Source organism: Actinoplanes sp. CA-142083 (genome assembly GCF_050942195.1).
Taxonomy (GTDB): domain Bacteria; phylum Actinomycetota; class Actinomycetes; order Mycobacteriales; family Micromonosporaceae; genus Actinoplanes.
On sequence record NZ_CP192076.1, the window covers coordinates 8312677 to 8329959 of the forward strand.

Here is a 17283-nt window from a genome sequence, read left to right on the forward strand (position 1 = left end):
TAGCAGCTCAGACGTTTGCAAGTGTTGCAACGGCTATGCCTTTAACGCAACGCAACATTGCAATGGTGCTAGGGTGTCCCGGACTGGAAGGAGATCGCGATGCCCGGAGGCCGGCTGACCCAGCAGGAGCGCCACCAGATCGCGGTGGGGCTGGCCGACAGCCTCCCCTACGCCGAGATCGCCCGGCGGCTCGACCGCCCGACCTCGACGATCACGCGTGAGGTGATGCGCAACGGCGGCCCCAACGCCTACCGCGCCGACCTGGCCCACCGCGCCACCGAGCGCCGCGCCCACCGCCGCCGGCCCGCCACCCCGCGCACGGCCCCGCAGGCAGCCGGGCGCAACGACGAGGCCATCGCGGAGTACGAGGAAACGCTCACCACCGTCCTCATGTCCTCCGGCCTGCCCAAGATGACGGCCCGGGTGCTGACCTGCCTGTTCACGACCGACGCGGGCAGCCTCACCGCGTCCGAGCTCGCCCAGCGGCTGCAGGTCAGCCCGGCGTCGGTCTCCAAGGCGATCACGTTCCTGGAAAGCCAGAGTCTCGTCCGCCGGGAGCGCGACGAGCGACGCCGCGACCGCTACCTCGTCGACGACGAGCTCTTCTTTCAGGCGACGCTGGCCAGCGCCCGGGCCAACGACCAGCTCGTCCAGGCCGCCCGCCAGGGCGTCGCGATCCTCGGCCCGGACACCAGGGCCGCCGCCCGCCTCGAGAACATCGCCCGCTTCCTCGACTTCATCAGCGAGAGCATCACCCGGGCCGCGGTCCAGGCCCGCGAGGTGCTCCACACCGGGCCGGCCCGTGACGAGTGACGCGATCCGGCAGGCCTACGGGTCCGTCGCCGAGCTCTACATCTCCTTGTTCGCAACCGACAAGCCCGCCTTCGTCGGGCAGCACCTCGGCGGCGTGCGGGGCCGGGTGCTCGACCTGGGCTGCGGGCCCGGTCACCTCACGGCGTACCTTCGTTCGCTCGGCGTCGACGCCGCCGGGATCGACCTGGTCCCGGAGTTCATCGCGCATGCCCGGGCCGCGCACCCCGAGGTCGACTTCCGCGTCGGCTCGATGGAGACTCTCGACGCCGCCGACCACTCCGTCGCCGGCATCCTGGCCTGGTTCTCGCTGATCCACCTGCCGCCGCCCGCCGTCGACGGTGTGCTGCGGGAATTCCGGCGCGCGCTGGCCCCGGGCGGCACCCTGGTGGCCGGCATCTTCACCGGTGACGAGGCCGGCCCGTTCGACCACAAGGTCGCGACCGCCTACCGCTGGCCGGCCGACGAGTTCGCCGCGCGACTGACGGCGGCCGGCTTCGTGGAAACCGACCGGGTGCGGTGGGTCGCCGAGGGCACGGGCCGGCCGCTCGCCGCGATCGCGGCCCGATGATCAGGGCTTGAGGCCATCCCACGACCACTGGGGGATGGCCAGTCCGGCGGGCACGTCGGCGACCGAATGGTGGTACTGCGACATCGTGGTGGTCGTGGCCCAGGCGAAATAGTCGTGCAGCACCTGGCGCAGCGGCTCCCCGGTCAGGCCGCAATCGGTGAGCGCCTCGTCGAAGCACTCGATCGCCCGCCGGTCCATCTCCTGGTGCGGCCCGTTCCCGCTGTGCATGCGGACAACGGTCGTCTCGGAGCCGTACTTCGACGAATAGGTCGCCGGGCCACCCAGCGCCTCGGCCCAGTAGGCGGCCAGGCGTTCGGTGTGATCGGGGTGGTAGCCGTGGCTGAAGGCGTGGCTCACCACCTCGTCGGCGAGCACGCGGGCATGCCAGGCGGCAGCCAGGCGGGTCAGGCCCTCGGCGCCGCCGGCGGCCTCGTACACGGTGGGCATGGGCTCCAGGATGGTTCACCGGCGGGCGTTTTCGCCACCCCCTCGCCGGGCATCCGACGTGCATGTTTCCCGCTGAGAACCTGCGCGACTGGCGCGGCAAGAAGGTCATCGACCCGAACAGCGACAAGATCGGCGATCTGGAAGCGGTCTACGTCGACACCGCCACCGACGAGCCGAGCTTCGCCACGGTCCGGGTCGGCATGATCGGCCGCCACCGCCTCGTCTTCGTCCCCCTGGCCGGCGCGACAGTCACCCCCGACGCCGTACGGGTACGCCACGAGAAGAAACTCGTCGGCGACGCCCCGAGCATCGACGTCGACGGCGAGCTGCCGGCCGCCGAGGAGGCGCGGGTGTTCGCCCACTACGAACTGCCCTACCAGCCCGGCGTCAGCGGCGAGCGCCGACTCGCGCGCCGCTAGCTCACGGGGTGGGCGTTCTGGAACGCCAGGCGTTCGTCGGCGCCCGCGGCGAGGCGGTCCAGGCAGTCGTCCAGGGACATGAAGGCCGCCCACGGCTCGACGGCGGACGCGACCGCCAGCCGGTCGACCACCAGCTGTTCCAGGTCGGGGACCCGCTTCGCCTTCCAGACCTTGTCGGCCAGGCTGATCAGCAGGTCGTCCATCTCGACGCCGTCGGCGTGCCACGAAGCGTGGGTGGCGGCGAAGCGGGCCAGCCGCGGCGACACGCCCTCGGCGAGCAGCAGTTGCTCGCCGAGCTGCTCATGGCGCGAACCCGGAGCGGAAAGCTCCTCGGCAACGCGGGCCTTGCCGATGTCGTGGGTGGCGGCGCCGAACAACACGGCCTCACGGTCGAAGAGCACGGCCGGGTGCGCGTGCGCCAGCCACTCGGTGAGCCGAAACGCCACGTCGTGAACGAGCCGGAGGTGGGCGACAAGCCGCGGCGACGCGGAAAGGCGGCGCAGCAGCTCGGCGGCCGGGGACGGGAAGCCTCGTTCCAGGAGCAAGCGCCATGGTAGCGGCGTGAGGGCGTCATGACTCCGCCGTGAAAGCGGTGCGCGGGAAGCTCCCCTCGGAAAGCGAGGAGGGGAGTGCGATGACTGCGATCGCGGTGCGTGGGCTGCGTAGGGCCTTTGGCGACAAAGTGGTGCTCGACGGGATCGACTTCGAAGTGGGCGAAGGGACGACCTTCGCGTTGCTCGGGCCCAACGGGGCGGGCAAGACCACGACGGTACGGATTTTGTCGACGCTGATTCGGTTCGACGCCGGGGTGGCTACGGTGGCGGGGCACGACGTGCGGGCAGAACCGGACGCGGTGCGGGCGAGCATCGGGGTCACGGGGCAGTTCTCGGCGGTGGACGACCTGCTCACCGGCGAGGAGAACCTGGCTCTGATGGCCGATCTCCATCACCTCCGGAAAGCCGGAAAGCAGATCGCGGGGCTGCTGGAGAAGTTCGACCTCGCGGAAGCGGCCCGCAAGCCGGTGTCCACCTACTCGGGTGGCATGCGCCGGCGGCTCGATCTGGCGATGACGCTGGTGGGCAGTCCGAAGGTAATCTTCCTGGACGAGCCGACGACCGGGCTCGATCCGCGCAGCCGGCGGATGATGTGGCAGACGGTCGAGGACCTGGTGGCCGGCGGGGTGACGATCTTCCTGACCACGCAGTACCTGGAGGAGGCGGACCGGCTCGCCGACCGGATAGCGATCCTCGACGGCGGACGGCTGGTGGCCGAGGGGACGGCGGCGGAGCTCAAGCGCGGGGTCGCGGGCGGACACGTACGCGTGGAATTTGCTGACGCCGACGCGCTGAAGGCCGCGGCAGAGATCTTCGATCAAGCAACGAGGGACGACGACGCTCTGGCGCTGCGGGTGCCGGGGGTGGACGTGCGAGCAGTGCTGGCGCAGATAAAGAACTTCGAATCTCTCTCCGTCCACAAGCCCGATCTCGACGACGTGTTCCTGGCGATGACGGGAGAGAAACGATGAGCGACGCCACGACCATGCTCCGCCGCAATGTCCGCCACACCACCCGCAACCCCAGCGCCCTCATCATGACAATCGGCCTGCCCGTGGTGCTGCTCCTGCTTTTCGTCGGGGTGTTCGGCGGCGCCTTCCGCCAGGCCGACTACACCAACTACGTCGTGGCCGGCGTGCTGCTGATGACCGTCGGCTACGGCGCGACGACGACCGCGCTCGCGGTGAACCGCGACATGACCGCCGGCATCATCGACCGGTTCCGCACGATGGCCATTTCCCGTACGTCGGTGCTGACCGGCCACGTGATCGGCTCGACCGTCCGCACGCTGGTCAGCGCCGTCCTGGTGATCGGCGTGGCCCTCGCCCTCGGGTTCCGCCCGCACGGCGACCCGGTCCGCTGGCTCGGCGCGGCCGGACTGCTCACGCTGCTCACGATCGCGCTGACCTGGCTCGGGGTGGCCGCCGGCCTGGCCGCGCCGACCGCCGAGGCGACCGCGCCGTTCACTCTGATCATCCAGCTGCTGCCGTTCCTGAGCAGCGCGTTCGTCCCGCCGGAGTCGATGTCGGGCGCGGTCCGCTGGTTCGCCGCGCACGAGCCGTTCACCCCGATCATCGACAGCCTGCGTGGGCTGATGCTGGACACCCCGGTCGGGCGCGACGGCCTGACCGCCGTGGCCTGGTGCCTGATCCTGGCCGCGGCCGGCTACGCGTGGGCGCGGGCGCTGTTCAGTCGAGATCGCTGAGCAGCGCCATGGCCGCCGCCCGCAGGGCTCCGTGGTCGGAGTCCGGCGGGGCGGCGGCCGCAACAAAAGGCAGGAACGTGCTCGAACACCCGAACCGCTCCGCCAGCAGGACCATCTCCGAAGAGCCGCGCGAAAGACCGACGGCCAGCAGCAGCACGCCACAGACCCGGAAGACGGCGGCCGGCGCGGTGGGCAGGAGATCCGAGAGGGCTTTGACAAGGAAAAAGGCGACGTGTCCGATTAGATCCAAGCGCCCGTGGCGGCAATGCAGGATCACGGCAACGGCCTGCACCTCATAAGCCCAGAGATCCCCGGAAACCCCCTCCGCGGCCTGCCGCCACAACGCCAGCCCACCGTCGACATCCCCGCGACCAAGAAGGATCTGCGCCCGCGTACAGAGATCGAAAAGCGGCGGCCCATCCTCCTGCCGGCCCAGAACGTCCAACCCCTGCTCGGCCTGATCCAGCTCGCCACGCTGCAGATCGGCCAGCACGAGCGCCCACCGGGCCCGGGCCGCGCTCGACCAGGCCCCCAGCGACTCCATGATGGACAGCGCCGCCCGCAGATGAAGATAGGCTTCCTCCCCCGGCGCGGCGTGCAGGCAAACCTCCCCGATCCGCGCGTGCGCGAGCGCCCGCAGCCAAGGATCGGCGTCGCCCAGCAATCCGAGCATCCGCTTGGCCGCCCGCAGCGCCGTCTCCGGGTCGTTCGCATACTCGGCCTGATAGCTGTGCGCATAGTTCGCGATGCCCGCGATCAACGGCCGCGGGTCGTCGCAGAGCTCCCGCGGATCCGCCGCGAGCAGCACGATCTGGGCCGCCCCCATCAGGCTGCCGGGCACGGGCGGCGGCAGCCGGCGCAGGATCGCGAGCGCGCGCAGCGGCCGCGGCCCCCGCACCAGATACATGATCAGCGCGTTCCACACCGCGGCCGTCCGGGCCGCCTCGACCAGCTCCGGCGCCGGCCGGTAACCCGACAGCCCCGCCGGCACCGACGACGCCATCCCGATCATCCGGGTCACGTTGGACTCGGTGATCCACAGCGTGCCGAGCAGCGAGGCCGCCGCCGCGACCGCCCCACCGTCGCCGCGCTCCAGGCCGTACCGGAGAGCCAGCGCCAGATTGTCCTGCTCGGCCCGGACCGTCTCGACCGCGGCGACGGCCTCCTCGACCGACATCACGCCCATGCCGCGCGCCCAGGCCAGCAGGCGGTCCACCGCGGCGGAGGTCTCCCCGGCCTCCTCCCGCCGCGCCGCGCTGAACGAGCGAACGGTCTCCAGCATCCGATATCGCGTGCCGCCCGGCCCGTCGACGACCTTGAGCAGGGACTGATCGACGAGCTCGTCGACATCGCCGGCCGCCGCGATCGGGAAGCCACCGGGAAAGATCGACAACGCGCGCATCTCGGCCCGGGAGGACGGCGACAGCAGATGCCAACTCCAGTCGATCACCGCGTGCAGCGTCCGGTGCCGCTCCGGCGCATCCCGGGCGCCACCCCGCAACAGCGCGAACCGGTCGTCCAACCGCCGCCCGATCTCGGCCACCGACATCACGCGCACCCGCGCCGCGGCCAGCTCCACCGCCAGCGGAAGACCATCCAAATGCCAGCACAATTCGCGTACGGCGTCAGCAGGCAACTCCGCGCCCGGGCGGGCCGCCCGTGCCCGCCGCGCGAACAGCTCCACAGTGGTCGGCAGATCCAGCTCACCGAGCGGGTACACCGACTCGGAGGAGAGCCCGAGCGGCGCCCGGCTCGTGGTCAGCACCCGCAGCCGCCCGGCCCGCGCCACCAGGCCCTGCACCACCGCGGCCGCCTCCCCCACGAGATGCTCGCAGTTGTCGAGCACCAGCAGCGCCTCCCCCGGCCCCAGCGCGCCGACCACCGCCTCGATCGACCCCGACTCCCCCACCCCGAGCGCCGAGGCGACCTCGCCCAGCACATCACCCGTCACGCCCGCCAGTTCCACGAAGCACACCACCCGCTGCCGGCCCCCACGACCCACCGCCTGCGCGAGCCGCGTCTTACCAAGGCCTCCGGCGCCAACAATCGAGACAACCTTCGCCGTACGCAGCAGAGCCGTCACCGCCGCGATGTCGTCGTCCCGCCCGAGCAGCTCGTTCGGCTCTTCCCGCAGCCCATGGCGCACGGCCGGCGCGTCGCTGAGCAGCAGCTCCCGATGGAACGCCCGCAACTCCGGCCCGGGGTCGGCCCCCAGCTCGTCACGCATTGTCCGCCGGTAACCGTCGTACCTGGCCAGCGCAGCCGGAGGCCCCGCGGTCGCCGCCTCACAACGCAGCAGTTCGAGGAGCACTTCCTCATCGTGATGAGACTCGGCCAGCAGAAGAGGCAACGCCTCGGCCGCTCGCCCGAGCCGAGCCAGCCCGAGCGCCCGGGCTCGCTTCAAATCCCGATAGGTCGCCGCGCGGATGGTGTCTGCTTTGCCGTCGCCGAACTGCGCCAGCCCCGCGACCGCCGAGGCCACCGCCGCTGCCGCGTCCCCGTCGCGCAGAGACCGGGCGCTCTCGTCGGCCCGCATCAGCACCACCGCGGCGTCGACCTGCGATGGCTCGAGGGCGAGTCGGTACCCCGTACGTGTGCTCGAAATGACCGATGCACCCAGCTGGCGCCGCGCCCGCGAGACCAAGGTCTGCAACGCCTTCGCGGGATGCGAAGGCATCTCGCCGGGCCAGAGCTCCGCGACGAGCCGGGACGCGCTGCACCCCGCCCGGAGGTCGTCGGCGAGCAGCACCAGCAAGCCGCGCAGCCGCTCCCCGGCGATCTCCTCGCCGCGCCAGCGCACCCCCGACAGCACGGTCAGCTCGACGTCCATCGACGCCAGGCTAGTACGTGCCGATCCTCACAGGTTTTGGACTTGGCGGTCTACTTTTTTCGAGCAAAAGTATGGACTGATGAGTCCATTGGAGGGGCGATGAACCACTACTATCTGCTCGGCCGGTCGGGGCTGCGGGTCAGCCGCCTGGCGCTGGGGACCATGAACTTCGGCGTCGACGGCTGGCACGCCGCCTACGGCAAGACCGAGGAGGAGTCGGAGGCGATCTTCCACCGGTACGTCGAGGCCGGCGGGAACTTCATCGACACCGCCGACTTCTACACCGCCGGCGAGAGCGAGCGCATCCTCGGCCGCCTGATCGCCAAGGCCGGCAACCGCGAGCGGCTGGTGCTGACCAGCAAGTTCACCAACACCATCGACCCCACCGACCCGAACGCCAGCGGCAACGGCCGCAAGCACATCGTGCGCGCGGTCGAGGCGTCGCTGCGCCGGCTCGGCACCGACTACCTCGACCTGTACCTGCTGCACACCTGGGACCGGATCACCCCCGTCGAGGAGGTCATGCAGACCTTCGACGACCTGGTCCGGGTCGGCAAGATCCGGTACGCCGGCCTCTCCGACGTGCCCGCCTGGTACGCCGCCCGCGCCCAGAGCTACGCCGAGGCGCACGGCCTGCCGCCGATCGTCACCGTGCAGCTGCCGTACTCGCTGAAGGCCCGCCACATCGAGGCGGAGTTCACCCCGATGGCGCAGAACCTCGGCATGGGCCTGACGGCGTGGAGCCCGATCGGCGGCGGCCTGCTCACCGGCAAGTACAAGCGCGCAGCCACCGGCGTCACCGGCGAGGGCCGGCTCGGCTTGCCGGAGGTCGCCGGTGCGCCGATCACATCGCACGACTGGCAGGTCATCGAGGCCCTCGAGAAGGTGACTGCCGATCTCGGCCGCCCGATGGCGCAGGTCGCGGTCAACTGGGTGGCCACCCAGCCCGCCGTCTCCTCGGTCGTGGTCGGCGCGAGCAGCCCAGCACAGCTCGACGTCACGCTCGGCGCGCTCGACTTCGAGATCCCCGCGGCCGCGCGGCAACAACTCGACGAGGCCAGCGCCCCGCAGACCGGCGCCCTCTACTCGATGTTCACGCCGCAGTACCAGTCCTGGGTGGTCAGCCCCGGCCTCGGCATCGGCGACAAGCCCGCCACGTACAACCCGCCCGTCTTCAACGGAGTCCCCTCATGAACAACGGCACTTTCGTCCACGACTTCGTCGAGGCAATGAAGCTCCTCCGCGGCTAAGCCCGCCATGGCCCCGACCCGCGCCCACTCAGGGCACCCGCGAGTGGGCGCCGCGGCGGGCACGAGTGGGCGCCGCGGCGGGCACGGGTGAGCGCCGCGGCGGGCACGGGTGGGCGCAGCCGGTCACAGGTGGGCTCGACGGCACGGGTGGGCGCAGCCGGTCACAGGTGGGCTCGACGGCACGGGTGGGCGCGACGGCACGGGTGGGCGCGACGGGCACGGCGAGTCGCGGTCATCCGTGGCTGGGCTGGATCGCCATGGCCCGGGCGCCGGCACTCGCGGCGACTGCGGCCCGTCGCGCCGAGGCCGGATCCCGCGCTGTGGCGGCGACTCTCGCATAGTGGAGCGCTTCCCGCATGCTGGCCGCGCGTCCTGCCGACTGGACCACGCGTCCCATCCTACGGACGCTCCGCCGGAAATATCCGCTCATGTCGACCACTACTTGATCAAGGCCGGTCGAGGATGATGAGTTCCGGTCAGCGCCGAACCGGAACTCATCATGATCCAGCGGCGGCCGCGTCAGGCGCGCGAGCCAAGACAATGCCAGGCGTGGGAGACAGCCAGAAACGACCGCGACGGGCGGCAACCACGGCGACCACGCACAGCCCGGGCCACGGCAAACCAGCGCAGCCACCGATCACCCCGGCGGGCGGCAACCACGGCGACCACGTACGGCTCGCGCCATGGCAAACCCCGCCCAGCCACCGATCGCCCCGGCGGGCGGCAACCACGGCGACCACGCACAGCCGGGCCATGGCAAGCCCCGGCTCGCGGTGACAGGCCACGCCGCCCTCGGGTCACTCGCCGTCGGCTCCCGGAAGGTCCGTGGCGGCGCTCACCTCGCGCCACTCCTCCAGCTCCGCACGCTGGGCGTCGAGCACCGCGGCATACGCGCTCAAAGCGTCGTTCCCCAGCACGAGCATGGCCGGCGGCGCCGGTGACGAGACGGCCTTGATGATGGCCTCGGCGGCGCGCGAAGGGTCGCCGGGCTGGGTGCCGTGGGTGGGATCGTTCTCCTTGCGGCGTTTGCCCGCGGTGTCGGCATAGTCGGCGATCGCCGTCGCCGACTGGGTCAGCGAGCGCCCCGCGAAGTCGGTGCGGAAGCCGCCCGGCTCGACCGCCATCGCCGTGATCCCGAGCGGCGCGACCTCCTTGCGCAGCGAGCCGGTCATGCCCTCGAGCGCCGATTTCACCGCCGCGTAGTAGCCGGAGCCGGGCGGGCAGACCTTTGCGCCGATCGAGGAGATGTTGACGATCGCGCCGCTGCGGCGGGCGCGCATGCCGGGTAGCACCGCCTTGATCATCGCGACGGCGCCGAAGAAGTTCGTGTCGAACAGCGTTTGCACGTCGCCCGGGTCGCCCTCCTCGACGGCCGCGCGGTAGCCGTACCCGGCGTTGTTGACCAGCACGTCGATGGCGCCGAACCGCTCGGTCGCCGCCCTCGTCGCGGCGGCGACCTGCGAGGCGTCGGTGACGTCAAGAGCAAGGGCGAGGGCATTTGACGCGTACGCCTTCGTGAGGTCCTCGACCGCGGTCACATCCCGGGCCGTGACCGCGGCGTTGTCACCCCGCTCCAGCACCGCCTCGGCGAGGGCCCGGCCCAGGCCGGTCGAACATCCGGTGATCAGCCACGTTGTTGTCATGCGGCCATTGTTTCGCGGGGTGGCGGCGTGCAGGGAGGGTCCGGCGGAACCCCTTTTCCGGAAATGAAGTGGTTTGACACGCGCGTCGCGGGGAAGCGTCCCCTGTGGAGTATTCCCTGGTCAGGGCCCGGAACCCGACATCGGCTGCTATTCCTCCGAGCGGCAGAAATGATCTGAAATGCCGTGCTGGACTGTGCGCGTAAACGGTCCTTCTGGAAAGGCTCTGACATGAACAGGCACATGCGGAATCTCACCCTGCTCGGCGCGGGACTGCTGGCCGGGGCGACGATCGGGGCGGCGCCGGCGCAGGCCGCCCCGCCGCCGCTCGGCCCGGGCGATCAGACGGTCTCGGCCGTCAACTGTCCGCCCGGCGACCCGATGTGCGGGGCGGGGATGCCGCTCAACCCCCTGCACATAATGATCATCACGGTGAGCAACGACGACTGGCCGATCGACGCGATCCTGGGGCAGTTCGAGATGCCGCCCGAGGATTGGCCGATGCCGACGGGCCCGGGCGGAATGACCCCGCCCACGACCGAACCGACCACGGCTCCGACGACCACAGCACCGACCACGGCTCCCACGACCGAGCCCACTGCAGCGCCCACCACTGAGCCGACGGCCGCGCCCACCACCGAGCCGACGGCCGCTCCGACAACCGAGCCGACGGCCGCTCCGACAACCGAGCCCACCACCGCCGCACCGACCACCGAGCCGACCTCGACGGTAGAGCCGGTGGGCACGCCCGAGACACCGGCCGAGACGCCCACAGAAACCACCGGCACAGAGACGATGCCAACCGAAACCACCGGCACAGAGACGATGCCGACCGAAACCACCGGCACAGAGACGATGCCGACCGAAACCACCGGCACGGAGACGACAGGAACCGAGACGACCCCGACGGAGACCACCGGCACGGAAACGACCGGCACGGAGACCACCGGCACCGAGACGATCGGCACCGCCGAGGAAGGCCCGGCCATGCCCTGAGCCGCACTGAAACGCGGCGCCAAGAGCGCGGCACCATCACGCGGCACAACCACGCGGGCGCCTGGCGTGGCACGAGCGCGCCAGGCGACCCGGCCGGTGGCTAGACCTCGCGCAGGAGCTGCGCGGCGAGCTCCCGCCCCGACTCGGTCCACGGCGACGGACGCATCGTCGCGGGGTCGAGGTGGATGTTCACGCGCCTGCCCTCGGCGTACACGATCTGGTTGTCGGCCGACGTGAAGCGGAAGCGATAGTCGGCGCTGGTGGTGCCGAGGCTCTCCACCCAGAAATGCACGGCGATCTCGCCGGTGCCGCGCACCGGCACATGGAAGGTGATCGCGTATTCGCGGACGACGTTGAACGCGTCGGGCGTGGTCGGGCGGCCGTCGGCGAAGGATACGCCGCGCTCGGCCCACCAATTGATCATCGCTCGCTCGATCATGACGGCGTAGCGGGAGTTGTGCAGCACCCCGAGGGCGTCGAGGTCGTCGAAATGCACCGGTACGCGGGTGGTGTGCCCGTAGGCGACGGCGGCGGTCATGGCAGCTCCAGGAGAGTCGGGTCGGTGGCGAGCGCCCGCAGGTGCCCCAGCAGGGCGTTGCGGGCGTGAGCGAAGGTGTCCTCGAGCACGGGCGCCTGCATCACGGCGCAGACGCCGAGCGACTCCACCGCGTACGCGATGGCGCCGGCGTCGGCCTCCGGCCGCAGGTCGCCCACGGCGATCGCGTCGGCCGCGAGCGAGGTGAGGAACGCCATCCAGTCCCGGAGCTGGACCGCGAGCCGGTCGCGGATCTCGCCGGGGCGGGCGTTGAACTCGAAGTTGGCGTTGGCGAAGAAGCAGCCGCCGGGCAGCCGCTCGGCCTCGTAGAAGGCGAGCCGCCGGTCGTGCAGGGCCCAGAGCCGGCGAACGCCGCGCGGGGCCTGCAGGGCGGGCCGGATCACCTCGGTGGTCCACTGCGCCCGGGCGTGCTCGATGACGGCGAGCTGCAGCGACTCCTTGGAGCGCCAATGCGCGAACAGGCCGGCCTTGCTGATGCCGAGCGCGACGGCGAGCTGGTTGAGCGAGAGCCCGTCGAGGCCCTCGGAGGTGGCCAGCACCAGGGCGCGGTCGAGCACCGCGGTGCGGGTGCGCTCGCCGCGGGCGAGGCGGCCGTCGACTGTCATGCCCCGAGCCTACAAAACGACCGACCGGTCGTAAACAAAGCTGTGGGGCCCGCCACTCTCGTGGCGGGCCCGTCGATCAGGGGAGCAGCTTCCAGGGGCCGAAGGCGTCCCCGGGCTTCTGGTTCCGCGTCCACCACAGGGCCTTGTAGGTCCGGCCCTGGTAAACCGCCTTCTCACCGGCGTTGAAGATCCGCGATGCCGTCCAGAGCGCGTCCCCGCCCTCGGTCAACGCGATCTCCTGCCATGCGCCGTACGCGTCGCCCGGCCTTTGATCGAGGGTCCACCACGACGCCAGGTAGACCCGGCCCTGGTAGGTGACCTGCTCGCCGCCGCGGTAGACGGTCCGGGCCGACCAGGCCGGCGGCAGGGTTACCGTGACGGTCACCGCGGCCTGCGCCGGCTCAACCGTGTCGCTGCCCGAGTAGGTCACGGTCAGCTGGTGGGTGCCGCCCGCGAGTCCCGGCGGCAGCTTGAAGGTCGCGTTCCCGCCGGTCACCCCGGCCGAGCCGCGCACGACGTCGCCTTCCCGCAGCTCGACCGTGCCGGTCACCGGCGGCGGCGCGGAGACCTTGACCTTCACCGTCGCCGCGGTGCCCCAAGCGGTGGGTGCGGAGGTCGCGGTCACCGTCGACGTCACCTTGGGCGTACGGAACACGGCCGGCTGAGCCGTCGAGAAGCCGCCGTCCGCGCTCTTGGCCGCCACGATCCACGCGTACGAGGAACCTGGCGTCAGCCCCGGCCACGTCGCCGTCGCCGTCTCGCCCGCGGTGATCGACGCCGTGCCGATCTCCCCGGACGGCACGTAGGCCGCGAGGGAGTCGGTGGAGAACGACGTCTTCCGGCTGGTCAGGTCGACCGGCAGGGTGAGGTTGTCCTCGGCGCCGTTGTAGCGCGGCGTGTTCTGGCTGCCGTCCTGCCGGATGTCGCACTCGGTCGCCCCGAAATTGTTGAGGAGCGGCGAGTAGGTGTCGATGTGCATCTCGGCGCGCTTGACGTCGAACTGCAGCAGGCGCAGGAAGCTCGCGCCGAACTGCAGCCGGTCGGTGGCCTTGTGGTCGACCGTGCCGTCGCCGTTGACGTCGATGTTGCCGCTCGCGTCCACCTTCGACGGCCACAGCTGGGACGCCGGAACCGTGTAGAACTGGTAGTCCGCGAGCAGCTCGACGACGTCGTGGCTGACGGTCGGGCCGAGGTTCGTCTTCAGGTTGGTGCCGACGCCGTGCTCGTGGCCGGCCAGCACCAGGAAGACGTTGGGGTTGGCCGTGACGACCTGCTTGTAGAGCGCCGACCCGTCCGGCTCGGAGAACGCCGCGCCCCGGCCGTCCGCGTTGGTGGACGGCTTGAGGTAGTCGTGGGAGAGCAGGATCCCGTTGCGGTCCTTGTACCGCTTGAAGATCGAGTCGGCCCAGGCGGCCTCCTCCTTGGTGACGCCGTAGGACAGGCCGACCGCGACGAAGTCGAGGCCGCCGGCCGAGAACAGCACGTAGTTGTTCTGGTTGTCCTTGCCCGGCGTGGTCGTGGTCTCGTCCCACGCGTGGTACGAGTCCCCGGCCGGCCATTTCCGGGCGGCCTGGTAGTACCGGTCGGCACTGAACGTCTTGCTGAACCGGGACGCCGGCCCGGTCTCGGCGCCGAGCTGGTTGTCGTGGTTGCCGGCGATGACCTGGTTGACCACGCCGTTGTCGTCGAGGATCTTCTGGAAGCCCGACGAGACCGCCAGCTCCTTCTCGACCTCCTCGTTGAGGCCCGGTCGCGCCAGCGAGCCATCCGGGTTCTTCGCGAGCGGATCGTAGTAGTCGTTCTCGATCACGTCACCGGTGTGCGCCGTGTACGAGATCTTCCGCGACGCCGCGTTGTCCGCGATCCACTGCGTCTCGGACCGGTACGCCGCCTGCCAGATGGCCTGCTCGTCGGCGGTCTCCACGTCGGACGCCTCGGCCTTGCCGTCCCAGTCGTCGTACGTGCCACCGGCCGCGCCCTCGGTCAGGTACTGCGTGTCGGTGAAGTGCGCGAGCGAGAAGTCGTACGACGCGGGGTCCTCGAAGTGGTCCTTGTCGTTCTGGGCGCTCGCGTCGCGCGGCGACAGGTCGTCGGCGAACGGGTCCTCGCCGGTGACCAGGACGTGTGCCTTGCCACCGTCGACATAGGCCGCGGGCAGCGCCGCGGTGAGCACCGTGGTCGTGTCGGACTTGCCGCGCGAGCTGGTGAGCGCGACCCACTTGGTGGCGGCCGGGTCCCAGACGCGCAGCGCCACGACCCGGGCCGGGTCGATCGTGCCCTCCCAGCGCAGGGTGGCGTTCGCGGCGGCGGCGAGGTCGTAGCGCTGGAACACCACGTCCCGGCCGGACGGCGTGTCGATCGTCGTGCCGTCGAGCGGTTGCAGCGACTTCACGTCGACGGTCGCGTCGTGGGCGACGTCCAAGGTGGTCGGTGTTTTCCCGGCGACGCCCTGGTACCCGCCGGCCGGCAGGGTGACCGCGGCTTTCGTGAAGGTCGCGGTCAGCGGCGTGCCGGCCGCGCCCGGGATGCGCGCCGAGAGCTGAGCGGCGCTGCTCGTTGTCGAAGCGGACAAATCGGTCGGCACATCGGGGATGCTCGCGCTGGTGAAGCGGATCTGCCGGGTCGCGGTGTTGCCGAGCTTGTCGGCGGCCGTGACGGCGATCGTGTGGTCGCCGGCGGGCAGCCCGTGCCCGATCTCGTCGCCCTCCTTCACCGCCGCCCCGTCCAAGGTGATCGCGGGCGCGCCGGCGACGCCGGACGCATCGGTCACCTTGACGGTCAGCGCGACCGTCGAAGTGAGCCGCTGCCCCTCGGCCGGGACGCTGTCCTCGACCACGGGGGCGGAGTTGTCGACGGTGACGTGGCGGGTCGAGGTCTTGCCGCCGGCCACCGCGGTGATCAGGTGCTTGCCGTCGCCGAGCTTGGCGGTGTCGATGTCGGCGCGCTTGCCGAGCGTCGCCCCCTCGACGTCAAACATGATCACCTTGCGGTAGGCGTAGTTGTAGCTGCTGCCGCAGGTGCCGTCGCCGATGTAGGTGGTGACCTGGGCGCCGGCCGGGTAACTGGCCGAGCCGATGGTGACCGTGTTCTCGGCGATCTCCTTGGTCAGCTGCGTCGCCGTGCCGCCCACCGGGGCCAGCTGGAAGTCGCGCAGCGTGAAGTCGTCGTAGTTGTCGCAGCCGCCCGGCTTGGCGCTGCCGTGGTCGGTGCCGGCCACGAACTCGACGCTGTTGACGCCCGGAACCAGCCACTCGTTCGGGAACGCGAGGTCGGCTACCTCCTTCTCCCACAGCCCGAGGGAGAGCGGGATCCCGTTGATCACCACGGTGTTGTCGTAGCCGCCGTCCGAGCCGTTGCCGCCCACGAACACCTTGAGGTGGGCGTCGCCGCCGCTCGCGAGGGTGTCGATCGTGCGGGTGACCGGCGCGCCGTCGATCGCGTAGTGCAGCTCCAGGTCCTTGTTGGCGCCGCAAGTGCCATCGCCCAAGGCGATGCTTTCGGCCGTCGTCACGGCCTTCGTCTCGGTGGTTCCGCTGGTGGTGATCACGTACGTGTCACCCGCCGTCACCGTGCCCGCGATGCTCAACCCGAGGTTCGCCGACGAGCGGGTCACCTTGAAGTCGTCGTGGTTCGCGCAGGTCGCGCCCGCCGACGTGCCGTTGTAGTCGCCGGTGCGCAGCTGGATCGTGTTGTCGCCGGCGTGCAGGAACCAGGCCGGGAAGGCGATGCTGACCGGCTCGGCCCCGGCCACCCCGTAGTCGCCGCCCAGGTCCACCCGGTTGCCGTTGACCAGCAGGTAGTTGTGGTACTTCGCCTCGGCCGAGTTGCCGGCCTCGACCGTGAGGCCCAGCGTCGCGGTGCCCGCGGCCAGGGTCTCGTCGTCCTCGGCGGCGTCGCCGTCGACCTTGAGCGACTCGACCCGCGCGCCGCCGGCCGGCGGGGCAGCGACGACCCGCTGCTCGCCGCGGATCAGCGCGCCGTCGTCGGGGGTGATCTTCGCGGCGCCGGCCGGGTCGTTGTTGACCTCGACGGTGACGCTCGCCTTGGCGCCCGACGCGGTGGTCGCCGCGATCGTGTGGTCGCCGTTGGACAGCTTCGTGGTGTCCAGGTCGGCCGACAGGCCGGCGGTGCTGCCCGGCTCGCCCGAGACCACGAAGGTCAGCGGCTGGGTGAGCAGCTTCTTCGAGCTGCCGCAGGTGCCGTCGCCGAAGGTGTAGCTGAACGCGTTCTGCTCGGCGTCGGCCACCACACCGAGCAGCCCGAGGCCGATGCTGGTCAGCGTGAAGTCGTCGTAGTTCGGGCAGCGCAGGCCCTCGCCGTTGGGCAGCGTCTCGACCCCCACCGCGGCGGTGTTGGTCGTGTCGACCCAGTTCGCGCCGGCGTACACGGTGACGGTGTTGTTGCCCTCGTGCAGCCAGTTGCCCGGGAAGTCCAGCGTGCCGCGCACACCGCCCGCGGCATCGGGGAACCAGACCTTCTCGGTGTGCTCGTTGACCAGGATGTAGTTGTGGTAGCGGGCCTCGGTGCCGTTGCCACCCATGTCGAAGCTCAGGTGCGCGGTGCCCGCGGTCTTGCCGGCGTCGACCTCGTCGCCGTCCACGGTGAGCGAGACGACCGAGTCCCCCTCGGTCGCCGGTTCGGCGACGACCTCGGTGGTTCCGTCGAGCGTCTGCCCGTTGCCGAGATTGAGCGTCGGCGCCGTCCCCGGTGTGGTTTCGGCCCCTTGAGCGGAGGGCACGACCACGGTTTCGGATCCGGCGACCAGCGCGACCAGCAGCACGGGCCACACCACGTGCTTGCGTAGTCGATGCCTCACAGGGCTACTCCTTGTGCGCGGTGCTGACGATGGGCCATCGAAGACCCTCCGCAGCACGCGCGAACTCACAGCTTTCCCACAGTG

14 protein-coding genes are annotated in these 17283 nt (G+C 70.9%); 6 read left to right on the forward strand and 8 right to left on the reverse strand.

The window, feature by feature from the left end:
* Nucleotides 1-99: 99 nt before the first annotated feature.
* Nucleotides 100-813 carry a helix-turn-helix domain-containing protein gene (locus ACQPZX_RS38030; RefSeq protein WP_433366601.1) on the forward strand — a complete coding sequence of 238 codons (714 nt, stop codon included), beginning with the start codon at nt 100-102 and terminating at the stop codon, nt 811-813.
* Nucleotides 803-1381, forward strand: a complete 579-nt coding sequence (locus ACQPZX_RS38035; RefSeq protein WP_433366603.1) for a class I SAM-dependent methyltransferase — start codon at nt 803-805, stop codon at nt 1379-1381. The genes ACQPZX_RS38030 and ACQPZX_RS38035 overlap by 11 nt, the downstream gene beginning before the upstream one ends.
* On the opposite strand, the gene ACQPZX_RS38040 is transcribed toward ACQPZX_RS38035, so the two are convergent.
* Nucleotides 1382-1828, reverse strand: a complete 447-nt coding sequence (locus ACQPZX_RS38040; RefSeq protein WP_433366606.1) for a group II truncated hemoglobin — start codon at nt 1826-1828, stop codon at nt 1382-1384.
* Nucleotides 1829-1890: 62 nt separating this feature from the next.
* Between ACQPZX_RS38040 and ACQPZX_RS38045 the strand changes: the two genes are divergently transcribed.
* A complete protein-coding gene (locus tag ACQPZX_RS38045; protein ID WP_433366609.1) occupies nt 1891-2247 on the forward strand; it encodes a PRC-barrel domain-containing protein in 357 nt (118 codons plus the stop codon).
* On the opposite strand, the gene ACQPZX_RS38050 is transcribed toward ACQPZX_RS38045, so the two are convergent.
* Entirely contained in the window at nt 2244-2792 is a 549-nt protein-coding gene (locus ACQPZX_RS38050; RefSeq protein WP_433366612.1) for a phosphohydrolase, read from the reverse strand. The genes ACQPZX_RS38045 and ACQPZX_RS38050 overlap by 4 nt on opposite strands.
* 89 nt (nt 2793-2881) lie before the next feature.
* Between ACQPZX_RS38050 and ACQPZX_RS38055 the strand changes: the two genes are divergently transcribed.
* Together ACQPZX_RS38055 and ACQPZX_RS38060 are read left to right on the forward strand one after the other, a co-directional pair.
* Nucleotides 2882-3772 carry an ATP-binding cassette domain-containing protein gene (locus ACQPZX_RS38055; protein WP_433385674.1) on the forward strand — a complete coding sequence of 297 codons (891 nt, stop codon included), beginning with the start codon at nt 2882-2884 and terminating at the stop codon, nt 3770-3772.
* Nucleotides 3769-4506: an ABC transporter permease gene (locus ACQPZX_RS38060; protein ID WP_433366614.1), complete on the forward strand. Its 738-nt coding sequence runs from the start codon at nt 3769-3771 to the stop codon at nt 4504-4506. Before ACQPZX_RS38055 ends, ACQPZX_RS38060 begins: the two co-directional genes overlap by 4 nt.
* On the opposite strand, the gene ACQPZX_RS38065 is transcribed toward ACQPZX_RS38060, so the two are convergent.
* Nucleotides 4490-7336, reverse strand: a complete 2847-nt coding sequence (locus ACQPZX_RS38065) for an ATP-binding protein (RefSeq protein WP_433366617.1) — start codon at nt 7334-7336, stop codon at nt 4490-4492. The two genes, ACQPZX_RS38060 and ACQPZX_RS38065, sit on opposite strands and share 17 nt — an antisense overlap.
* A gap of 99 nt (nt 7337-7435) precedes the next feature.
* Here ACQPZX_RS38065 and ACQPZX_RS38070 point away from each other — a divergent pair, with 99 nt between their 5' ends.
* A complete protein-coding gene (locus ACQPZX_RS38070) occupies nt 7436-8530 on the forward strand; it encodes an aldo/keto reductase (RefSeq protein WP_433366620.1) in 1095 nt (364 codons plus the stop codon).
* Between the two features lie 853 nt (nt 8531-9383).
* Here the strand turns inward: ACQPZX_RS38070 and ACQPZX_RS38075 are convergent.
* The 5 genes from ACQPZX_RS38075 to ACQPZX_RS38095 form a co-directional block, all read right to left on the reverse strand.
* Nucleotides 9384-10229, reverse strand: a complete 846-nt coding sequence (locus ACQPZX_RS38075; protein WP_433366622.1) for an oxidoreductase — start codon at nt 10227-10229, stop codon at nt 9384-9386.
* A gap of 338 nt (nt 10230-10567) precedes the next feature.
* Nucleotides 10568-11245 (reverse strand): hypothetical protein, encoded by a 678-nt coding sequence (locus tag ACQPZX_RS38080; protein WP_433366625.1) that lies wholly within the window; start codon nt 11243-11245, stop codon nt 10568-10570.
* A gap of 77 nt (nt 11246-11322) precedes the next feature.
* Entirely contained in the window at nt 11323-11760 is a 438-nt protein-coding gene (locus ACQPZX_RS38085; protein WP_433366628.1) for an acyl-CoA thioesterase, read from the reverse strand.
* Entirely contained in the window at nt 11757-12383 is a 627-nt protein-coding gene (locus tag ACQPZX_RS38090; RefSeq protein WP_433366631.1) for a TetR/AcrR family transcriptional regulator, read from the reverse strand. The genes ACQPZX_RS38085 and ACQPZX_RS38090 overlap by 4 nt, the downstream gene beginning before the upstream one ends.
* A 76-nt stretch (nt 12384-12459) precedes the next feature.
* Nucleotides 12460-17199, reverse strand: coding sequence for a carbohydrate-binding protein (locus tag ACQPZX_RS38095; RefSeq protein ID WP_433366634.1), 4740 nt, complete (start codon nt 17197-17199; stop codon nt 12460-12462).
* Between the last annotated feature and the right edge of the window lie 84 nt (nt 17200-17283).